We start from the raw sequence: 9,879 nt of genomic DNA on the forward strand, positions 1-9,879 counted from the left end.
GGCGTGACCGGCCCGCTGAGGCCCTGCGCACGGCCCCGACGGCGACCCGCGCGGGGCGCCTACCCTCGTCGGGGTGACCGTCCCGCAGGGTCCGGCCCGCGTCGATGCCGCGCCCGTCGATCCCACCCCGGCCGATCCGATCCCGGCCGATCCCACCCCCGTGCAGCCCTCCCCGCCCGCACCCTCGTCGGCTCCTCCCGTCGACACCGTCGAGCGCGCCGCCGGCACCCCCGACGAGGCCCAGCCCCACGCGGCGCTCGGCCTGCGCGACGAGGAGTACGCGCGCATCCGGGACATCCTCGGGCGCCGCCCCACCGAGGCCGAGCTGGCGATGTACTCGGTGATGTGGTCGGAGCACTGCTCCTACAAGTCGTCGAAGGTCCACCTGCGCCGGTTCGGCGAGACCACCACCGAGGCCATGCGGGCGCGGCTGCTCGCGGGCATCGGGGAGAACGCGGGCGTGGTCGACGTCGGCGACGGGTGGGCCGTCACCTTCAAGATCGAGTCGCACAACCACCCGTCGTACGTCGAGCCGCACCAGGGCGCGGCCACCGGCGTCGGCGGGATCGTCCGGGACATCATGGCGATGGGCGCGCGACCGGTCGCGGTCATGGACGGGCTGCGGGTGGGCCCGCTCGACGCCCCGGACACGGCGCGGGTGCTGCCCGGCGTCGTCTCCGGCGTCGGCTTCTACGGCAACTGCCTGGGCCTGCCCAACATCGGCGGCGAGGTGGTCTTCGACCCCACCTACGCCGGCAACCCGCTGGTCAACGCCCTGTGCGTCGGCGTGCTGCGTCACGAGGACCTGCACCTGGCCTTCGCGTCGGGCACCGGCAACAAGATCGTGCTCTTCGGGGCCCGGACCGGGCTCGACGGCATCGGCGGCGTGTCGGTGCTCGCGTCCGAGACGTTCGACGCGGCCGACCCCACCCAGGCCCCGAGTCGCAAGAAGCTCCCCAGCGTGCAGGTGGGCGACCCGTTCGCCGAGAAGGTGCTCATCGAGTGCTGCCTCGAGCTCTTCGGTGCCGGGCTGGTCGTCGGCATCCAGGACCTCGGCGGCGCCGGCCTGTCCTGCGCGACGTCCGAGCTCGCCAGCGCCGGCGACGGCGGCATGCACGTCGACCTCGACGCCGTCCCCCTGCGCGCCGCGGACATGACCGCTGCCGAGATCCTCTCCAGCGAGTCGCAGGAGCGGATGTGCGCGGTCGTGACCCCGGAGAACGTCGACGCGTTCATGGCGGTCTGCCGGCGCTGGGACGTCACGGCGACGGTGATCGGCGAGGTCACCGACGGCGACCGCCTGCGGATCACCCACCACGGCGCGACCGTCGTCGACGTGCCGCCGCGCACCGTCGCCCACGACGGCCCGGTCTACGAGCGGCCCTACGCCCGCCCCGAGTGGCAGGATGCGCTGCAGGCCGACACCGTGGCCGGTCGCCCGCGGCCCTCGACGCCCGGCGAGATCGCCGAGCAGGTCCGCGGCCTCGTCGCCTCGCCCGCGCTGGCCTCGCGCGCCTGGGTCACCGAGCAGTACGACCGCTACGTGCGCGGCAACACCACGTCCGCGACCCCGGCGGACGCCGGCGTGGTGCGCGTCGACGAGGAGACCGGGCGTGGCGTGGCGATCTCCATCGACGCCAACGGGCGTTTCTGCCAGCTCGATCCGCGGGCCGGCGCGCAGCTCGCCCTCGCCGAGTCCGTGCGCAACGTCGCGTCCTCGGGCGCGGTGCCGGTGGCGGTGACCGACTGCCTGAACTTCGGCTCGCCCGAGGACCCGGCGGTGATGTGGCAGTTCGCCGAGGCGGTCGCGGGCATGGCCGAGGGCTGCGCGGCGCTGGGGCTCCCGGTCACCGGCGGCAACGTCAGCTTCTACAACCAGACCGGCAGCACGGCGATCCTGCCGACACCGGTGGTCGGGGTGCTGGGCATCCTGTCCGACGTGACGCGCGCGGTGCCGCACGGGCTCGGGCCCGAGGGCCACGCGGTGTGGCTGCTCGGCGAGACCCGCGACGAGCTCGACGGCTCGGCGTGGGCGGGCGTCGTGCACGACCACCTGGGCGGGCGGCCCCCGCAGGTCGACCTGGCCGCGGAGGCCCGGCTCGCCGCGCTCGTCGCGGGCGCCGCCTCCGAGGGCCTGCTCTCCGGGGCCCACGACCTCTCCGACGGCGGGCTCGCGCAGGCGCTCGTCGAGGCCGCGCTGGGCACCGGGCGGGGGGCGCGGGTGGCCCTGCCGTCGGGCCCGCGGGGTCTCGACGCCGCCACCGTGCTGTTCTCCGAGTCCGGCGCGCGGATGCTCGTCACCGTGGCCCCGGGCGACGAGGCCGAGCTCGCCCGCCGCTGCGCCGACGCCGGCCAGCCGGCGGCCCGGTTGGGCGAGGTCGGCGGGGACGCGGTCGCGATCGAGGGGGTCGACGACCTCCCGCTCGCCGAGCTCCGGTCGCTGTGGGAGGCGACCCTGCCGGCGGCCCTGGACTGACCTGGTTGGCAGCGAACGCGCTGTTCGTTGCGCTAGAAGCAGCGAACGGCGCGTTGGCTGCTCTCCAGGTCGGCTGGGTACCGGGGTCGGCTAGGGGAGCGCGGCGACGAAGGCGCGCCCGTAGCGCCGGTAGCCGCGGCCGTTGGGGTGGGCGAGGTCGGGGCCGCTGTCGAGCAGGCGGTTGATGTCGTGCGTCGCCGCCTCGAGCGCGACGGGGCGCAGGCGCGGGTGGGCGGCGATCACCTCGCGCGCGACCGCCGACAGCACCCGCCCGCGCCGCTGCACCACGCCGCGCTGGAGGTCGGGCACGTCGGCGACGAGCGCGCCGGGCGGCAGCGCGGCGCACACCGTGTCGAGGTCGCGGCGGAAGTCCTCGACGGGCGTGTCCTGCGCGGCGTCGTTGGTGCCGATCGCGAGCGCGACGACGGCGTCCGTGCCGTCCCAGCCCTCGGGCACCGAGGGCAGCTGCTCGGCGAGGACGTCGGCCACCGTCGCCCCGACGACGCCGAGGTTCACCACCCGCACCCGGACGTCCTCGCGCGCCTCGATCGCGTCGGCCAGCCGCCCGGCCCAGGAGCGCTCGGGGTGCACGGCGCCCAGGCCCTGGGCGAGCGAGTCGCCGAGCGCCACGAGCAGCACGTCGCCCGGGCTGCGGCGGCGGCGGCGCCAGTAGGCCGCGTGGTCGGTGTCCATCGTCGTGGCGATCCACAGGCGGCGCGCCTGCCAGGCCACGACGCCGAGGACCCCGGCGAGGACGAGCAGGCGGGCGCGCGGCACGCGATCACGCTAGCCCGTCGCGCCCAAGCCGCCTCGCCGACCGACGGCGCCGACTACCCTCGGCCACCGTGCCCAAGCGAGCCCCTGACCCCGCACAGGTGCGCGCGGACCTGCTCGCGGTCGCCGACTGGGTCCGCGACCCCGAGGGCCACGAGCGCCCGGCGCGCCCGCTGCTGGCCGCGGCGGTCCGCTCGTCGCTGCGCACGCTGGAGCACACCGCGCCCGGCCACAGCGTCGAGGTTCGCGTTCCGCCGTTCGGCGCTGTGCAGTGCGTCGAAGGGCCGCGCCACACCCGCGGCACCCCGCCCAACGTCGTCGAGACCGACGCGGCGACGTGGCTCGGGCTCGCCCTCGGGGTACTCACGTGGGACGCCGCCGCCGACCGGGTGTCGGCGTCGGGCCATCGCGCGACCGAGATCTCGCGATGGCTCCCGGTGGTGGATGTGCATCGAACGTGTGAGAACGGCTGATCCGTCCCGGTTGCGCCCGTACCATGACCATCACCGGAACGTGACGGACGGCAGGTGGATGCGGAGGGAGGCCGGGTGCAGCGGCCGAGCTGGGCTCCCGACGAGGTCGACATCGACCGACCGAGCGCCGCCCGGGTCTACGACCACTACCTCGGTGGTCTCCACAACTTCGCGGTCGACCGGGCGATGGCCGCCCGCGCCGTCGCCGACTGGCCCGAGCTGCCACGCATCATGCAGGCCAACCGGGCGTTCCTGCGCCGGGCGGTGCGCCACCTCGTGGCGCAGGGCATCGACCAGTTCCTCGACATCGGGTCGGGCATCCCGACCGTCGGCAACGTCCACGAGGTCGCCCAGGCGGCCGACCCCGACGCGCACGTGGTCTACGTCGACATCGACCCCGTGGCCGTCGCCCACTCGCGCGCGATCCTCGCCGACGACCCGCGCACCGGCGTCGTGCAGGCCGACTTCACCGACGTGTCCGCGATCCTCGACGACCCCGTGACGCGCTCGCTGCTCGACCTGTCCCGGCCGGTCGGCGTGCTCGTGGTGGCGCTGCTGCACTTCGTCGGCGACGAGCGCCGGCCCGCCGAGGTCCTCGGGCGCTACCGCGAGGCGATGGCCCCGGGCAGCTTCCTCGTCGTCAGCCACGCCAGCGCCGACGGTGCCCCGGACCGCGCCGACGAGCACCAGTCGCTCTACCGGCGCACCGCCACACCGATGACGATGCGCTCGCGCGACGAGGTGGCCGCGCTGCTGCACGGCTTCACCCTCGAGGAGCCCGGCATCGTGTTCCTGCCCGAGTGGCGCCCGGACGACCCGGCCGCCGCGCCCGCACACCCCGAACGCTTCACCGGCTACGCCGCCGTGGGTCGTCGTGACTGAGCCCGGGGCGCCCCTCGACGCCGACGGTCTCGACGACCCCGTCGACGCGCTCGCCGCGGCCTGGGCCGCCGAGGTCGAGGGGACCAGCTACGTCCCGATGGCCGCCGACGAGCTGCAGGCGCACCTGCGCGCGCTCGCCGGGCTCGTCGTCGACGGCGTGCTGGCCGACCCGCCGCGGCCCGAGGTCGGCGCCGAGGTCGGCCGGCGCCTCGTCGCCGCCCACTTCACGGGCCCGGCGACCCTCGAGCGCACCGTGCTGCTGCTGGCCCGACGGCTGCCCGCGGTGTGGGGCGACGCGGTCCTGCCCGCCGTGCAGTCGCTCACCGGCACGCTCGCCGCCGGCTACGCCGAGGCGCTGCGCGACCGCACGCTCGACGAGCAGGAGGCGATACGGCGCGCCGTGCTCGCCGCGCGTCACCACACCGAGAAGGCCCTGCACGCGAGCGAGGCCCGGTTCCGCGCGATGTTCCACGAGGCCGCGATCGGCATCGGGCTCGGCGACATGGAGGGCCGGATCCTCGAGGTCAACCCGGCCATGACGCGCATGTTCGGGCACACCGCCGACGACTTCCGGCGTCTCACCGTCGGTGACCTCACCCACCCCGACGACGCACCCTCGGTGTGGCGGCTCTACGAGCGCCTGCTGCGCGGGGAGATCGACAACTTCCGCCTCGAGAAGCGCTTCTTCCGGCGCACGGGCGAGGAGATCATCGGGCACCTGACGCTGTCGCTGGTGCGCGACGGGGAGGGCCGCCCCGCCTACCAGCTCGCGATGCTCGAGGACGCCACCGAACGCCACCGCCTCCAGGAGCACCTGGCCTACCAGGCCTACCACGATCCGCTGACCACGCTGGCCAACCGCACGCGGTTCACCGAGCGCCTCGAACACGTCTTCGCCGAGGCCGGGCCGGACACGGATCGCCGGGTCGGTGTCTGCTTCCTCGACCTCGACGGCTTCAAGACCATCAACGACAGCCTCGGGCACGGCGTCGGCGACACCATGCTCCAGGAGGTGGCCCGCCGGCTCGCGGCGTGCGTCACCGACGGCGAGCTGGTCGCCCGCACCGGCGGCGACGAGTTCGTCGTGCTGGTCGAGGACTCCCACGGCGTCGACCGCCTCGTCGAGCTCGCCGACCGGCTCCTCGCCGCCCTCGCGACGCCCCTGCGCCTGGCCGGGCAGGAGCTCGTGGTCGGCGCGAGCATCGGGGTCGTCGAGCAGGCGGTCACCGAGACCACGGCGTCGGAGCTGATGCGCGCCGCGGACATCACGCTCTACACGGCGAAGAACGAGGGCCGCGGGCGCTGGGCCGTCCACGACCCCTCGCGCGACGAGGCCGAGACCGCGCGGTTCACGCTGTCGGCGGCGCTACCGTCGGCGGTGGCCCACGACGAGTTCTTCGTGCTCTACCAGCCGCTGGTGTCCCTCGCCGACCAGCGCGTCCGCGGCGTCGAGGCGCTCGTGCGCTGGCAGCACCCGCGGCTCGGCGTGCTCTCGCCGCAGCTGTTCATCGGGCCGGCCGAGGAGACCGGGATCATCGTCGCGCTGGGCCGCCAGGTGCTCGAGCACGCCTGCCGCGACGCGCGCGCCTGGTACGAGGAGTTCGGCCCCGCCGCGCCGTTCGTCAGCGTCAACGTGGCGCCGCGCCAGCTCCAGGAGCCGGGCCTGGTCGCCGAGGTCGCCGCGCTGCTCGACCGCACCGGGCTGCCGTCGGACCGCCTGCAGGTCGAGCTCACCGAGCGGGCGCTCACCATCGACGAGGGCGCCCCGCTCAAGGCCCTCGACGGGCTGCGCGCCATGGGCGTGCGCATCGCCGTCGACGACTTCGGCACCGGCTACTCCAACCTCTCCTACCTGCGCAAGCTCCCCCTCGACGTCATCAAGCTCGACGGCTCGTTCGGCGAGGGGCTGCGCGAGGAGGAGCTCTCCGACGAGGTGGACGAGCGGATCGTCGGCACCCTCGTGGCGCTCGGGCACGCCCTCGACCTCACCGTCACCGCCGAGGGCGTCGAGACCGCCGCCCAGGCCGCGCGGCTGCGCACCCTGGGCTGCGACGAGGGGCAGGGGTGGCTGTTCGCGCCCGCGCTGCCCTCGGCGGACATCGCCCGCATGCTGCGCCGGGGCACGCCCCTCGGCCCGCGCCCCGGCGACCTGCTCGGGGCGTGACCCCACGAGCGGATCTCCGCTCGCCACGCGGGGGACCGGCGTCACGGCGCGTCCGGCCCCGAGCCGCCCTACGGACCCGGAGGGGCGCGTAGGCTGGCCAGCGGCACGACTCGTGGCACACCGTCGACAAGGAGCCGTCCCGGTGGACCCAGCCGGAAACGATCCACGGCCCACGTCAACCACTTCCCCTCCTGATCCCCCTCCCGCGCCACCCGCGTTCGACGAGGGCCCCAAGGAGGAGTGCGGCGTCTTCGGCGTGTGGGCGCCCGGCGAGGAGGTCTCGAAGCTCACCTACTTCGGCCTCTTCGCGCTGCAGCACCGCGGCCAGGAGGCCGCCGGGATGGCGGTGAGCGACGGCCGGCAGATCGTGGTCTTCAAGGACCTCGGGCTGGTCAGCCAGGTCTTCGACGAGCAGTCGCTGTCCTCGCTGCGCGGCCACCTCGCCGTCGGCCACACCCGCTACTCCACGACCGGCTCGCCGACGTGGGAGAACGCCCAGCCGACGTTCCGCACCACCGCGGCCGGCACGGGCCTCGCCCTCGGCCACAACGGCAACCTCGTCAACACCGCCGAGCTGGTCCGTCGCCGCGACGCGCCGGCGGTCGGCAACGGCCACGCCGGCGACGGCCACGCGAACGGCGCCGGCAACCGCCGTCCCCGCTCCGCCCTCGACGGCGCGACCACCGACTCGGACGTCGTCACCAGCCTGCTCGCCGACTCCGCCGCCGACCTCGGGGTCGAGGAGGCGGCGCTGCGCCTGCTGCCCGACCTCCAGGGCGCCTTCAGCCTCGTGTTCTGCGACGAGACCACGCTCTACGCCGCCCGCGACCGCCACGGCGTCCGCCCGCTGGTGCTCGGCCGGCTCGACCGCGGCTGGGTCGCGGCCTCGGAGACCGCGGCGCTCGACATCGTCGGCGCGTCGTTCGTCCGCGAGGTGGAGCCCGGCGAGCTCATCGCCATCGACGCCGAGGGCCTGCGCAGCTCCCGCTTCGCCGCGCCGGAGCCCAAGGGGTGCATCTTCGAGTACGTCTACCTCGCCCGGCCCGACACGACGATCGCCGGCCGCGGGGTGCACTCCGCGCGCGTCGAGATCGGGCGCCGGCTCGCCGGGGAGCACCCGGCCGAGGCCGACCTCGTGATCCCGGTGCCCGAGTCGGGCACGCCCGCCGCGATCGGCTACGCCGAGGCCTCGGGCATCCCCTACGGCCAGGGCCTGGTCAAGAACGCCTACGTGGGCCGGACGTTCATCCAGCCCTCGCAGACCATCCGCCAGCTGGGCATCCGGCTCAAGCTCAACCCGCTGCGCGAGATCATCCGGGGCAAGCGCCTCGTCGTCGTCGACGACTCGATCGTCCGCGGCAACACCCAGCGCTCGCTGGTGCGGATGCTGCGCGAGGCCGGCGCGGTCGAGGTGCACGTGCGGATCGCGAGCCCGCCGGTGCGCTGGCCCTGCTTCTACGGCATCGACTTCGCCTCGCGGGCCGAGCTCATCGCCAACGGTCTCGACGACGAGGGCGTGCGCCGCTCGGTCGGTGCCGACAGCCTGGGCTACATCTCGCAGGAAGGCCTCGTCGCGGCCACCGACCAGCCGCGCTCGCGGCTGTGCACGGCGTGCTTCTCCGGCGAGTATCCGATCGCGCTGCCAAAGGACGCGATGGTCGGCAAGCACCTGCTCGAGGACGTCACGGGCGCGAGCTGCGGCGACGGCGGGGACGCCGGCGGGCCGGTGGTGCACACCGGTCGGGTGAACGGGGCCGGGCTGTCGCTGGGCACCCCGGGATACGGTGCCGAGGACGCCCTGAGCCGTCCCTGACGGTCCCGCCCCGCCACCGACCCCGTCCCCGCGAGGAACCCCACCGATGACCGACGCCTCCCCCGGGCACGACGGCCCGCACGCCAGCTACGCCGCGGCCGGGGTGGACGTGGAGGCCGGGGAGCGCGCGGTCGACCGGCTCAAGCCGCTCGCGAAGTCGACGTCGCGTCCCGAGGTGCTCGGCGGCATCGGCGGGTTCGCCGGGCTGTTCGCGCTGCGCACCGGCAAGTACCGCGAGCCGGTGCTGGCCGCGTCCACCGACGGCGTCGGCACCAAGCTCGCCGTCGCGCAGGCCGCCGACCGGCACGACACCGTGGGCCGCGACCTCGTCGCGATGGTCGTCGACGACCTCGTGGTGTGCGGGGCCGAGCCGCTGTTCCTCCAGGACTACCTGGCGATCGGGAAGCTCGTCCCGGAGAAGGTCGAGAAGATCGTCTCGGGCGTCGCCGAAGGCTGCCGGCTCGCGGGCTGCGCCCTGCTCGGCGGGGAGACCGCCGAGCACCCCGGGGTCATGGAGCCCCACCACTACGACATCTCCGCCACCGGTGTCGGGGTCGTCGAGGCCGACGCCATGCTCGGGCCGGACCGCGTGCGCCCCGGCGACACCGTCGTCGCCATGGCGTCGTCGGGCCTGCACTCCAACGGCTACTCGCTCGCGCGCCAGGTGCTGCTCGAGATCGGGCGGATGTCGCTCGACGGCCACGTCGAGGAGTTCGGCCGGACGCTCGGCGACGAGCTCCTCGAGCCAACCCGCATCTACGCCCGCGACTGCCTCGCCGTCGCCGCCGAGACCGACGTCCGCACGTTCGCACACGTCACCGGCGGAGGGCTGTGCGCCAACCTCGCCCGCGTCGTGCCGGCGGGTCTGACCGCAGAGCTCGACCGCACGACGTGGACCCCGGCGCCGGTGTTCAAGCTGATCGCCGCGCGGGGCCGCGTCACCCGCGAGGAGATGGAGCGGACCTTCAACATGGGCGTCGGCATGGTCGTGGTCCTGCCGCCCGAGGACGTCGACCGGGCCATGGCGGTGCTGACCGCCAAGCACGTGCCGTCCTGGGTGCTGGGGGAGGTCCGCGCGACGACGGACGCCGACGAGGCGCCCGCCGACGGCGGCCACGCGATCCTGCGCGGCGACCACCCGAGGTTCTGACCGGCGGCTGGTGCCGTCCCGGGTGGAGCGAGGGTCACCTTGGCTGCGTGGGAGGCAGCGGACGACGCCCTCGCTCGGTCACCCCGCCGTGCCTGGTGCCGTCCAGGGTGGAGCGAGGGTCACCTTGGCTGCGTGGGAGGCAGCGGA

At 75.0% G+C, this 9,879-nt stretch carries 7 protein-coding genes; 6 read left to right on the forward strand and 1 reads right to left on the reverse strand.

What is annotated here, in order from left to right; translation table 11 throughout:
* Window positions 1–160: 160 nt before the first annotated feature.
* Window positions 161–2,476 (forward strand): phosphoribosylformylglycinamidine synthase subunit PurL, encoded by a 2,316-nt coding sequence (gene purL, locus PH190_RS29700; RefSeq protein ID WP_274235158.1) that lies wholly within the window; start codon window positions 161–163, stop codon window positions 2,474–2,476.
* A gap of 90 nt (window positions 2,477–2,566) precedes the next feature.
* Here purL and PH190_RS29705 read toward each other — a convergent pair whose 3' ends face one another.
* The gene (locus PH190_RS29705) at window positions 2,567–3,253 is read right to left on the reverse strand and encodes an SGNH/GDSL hydrolase family protein (protein WP_274235152.1); all 687 of its coding nucleotides are present in this window, start codon (window positions 3,251–3,253) and stop codon (window positions 2,567–2,569) included.
* Window positions 3,254–3,321: 68 nt separating this feature from the next.
* On the opposite strand from PH190_RS29705, the gene PH190_RS29710 reads away from it, so the two are divergent.
* The 5 genes from PH190_RS29710 to purM all read left to right on the forward strand — a co-directional run bounded on the left by PH190_RS29710 (window position 3,322) and on the right by purM (window position 9,732).
* Window positions 3,322–3,723 (forward strand): sterol carrier family protein, encoded by a 402-nt coding sequence (locus tag PH190_RS29710; RefSeq protein ID WP_274235153.1) that lies wholly within the window; start codon window positions 3,322–3,324, stop codon window positions 3,721–3,723.
* Between the two features lie 75 nt (window positions 3,724–3,798).
* Complete coding sequence (locus PH190_RS29715) at window positions 3,799–4,605, forward strand: SAM-dependent methyltransferase (protein ID WP_274235154.1); 807 nt, start codon at window positions 3,799–3,801, stop codon at window positions 4,603–4,605.
* Window positions 4,598–6,769, forward strand: coding sequence for a putative bifunctional diguanylate cyclase/phosphodiesterase (locus PH190_RS29720; RefSeq protein WP_274235155.1), 2,172 nt, complete (start codon window positions 4,598–4,600; stop codon window positions 6,767–6,769). The genes PH190_RS29715 and PH190_RS29720 overlap by 8 nt, the downstream gene beginning before the upstream one ends.
* A gap of 256 nt (window positions 6,770–7,025) precedes the next feature.
* Complete coding sequence (gene purF / locus PH190_RS29725) at window positions 7,026–8,582, forward strand: amidophosphoribosyltransferase (protein ID WP_420791725.1); 1,557 nt, start codon at window positions 7,026–7,028, stop codon at window positions 8,580–8,582.
* Between the two features lie 46 nt (window positions 8,583–8,628).
* Complete coding sequence (gene purM / locus PH190_RS29730) at window positions 8,629–9,732, forward strand: phosphoribosylformylglycinamidine cyclo-ligase (protein WP_274235156.1); 1,104 nt, start codon at window positions 8,629–8,631, stop codon at window positions 9,730–9,732.
* Window positions 9,733–9,879 lie beyond the last annotated feature (147 nt).

The sequence above is a fragment of the Actinomycetospora straminea genome, from assembly GCF_028737255.1.
GTDB classification, from domain to species: Bacteria; Actinomycetota; Actinomycetes; order Mycobacteriales; family Pseudonocardiaceae; genus Actinomycetospora; species Actinomycetospora straminea.

Bases quoted from the DNA above. Each gene is read 5' to 3' on its own strand.
- purM (WP_274235156.1), top strand. From the start codon at position 8,629: ATGACCGACGCCTCCCCCGGGCACGACGGCCCGCACGCCAGCTACGCC.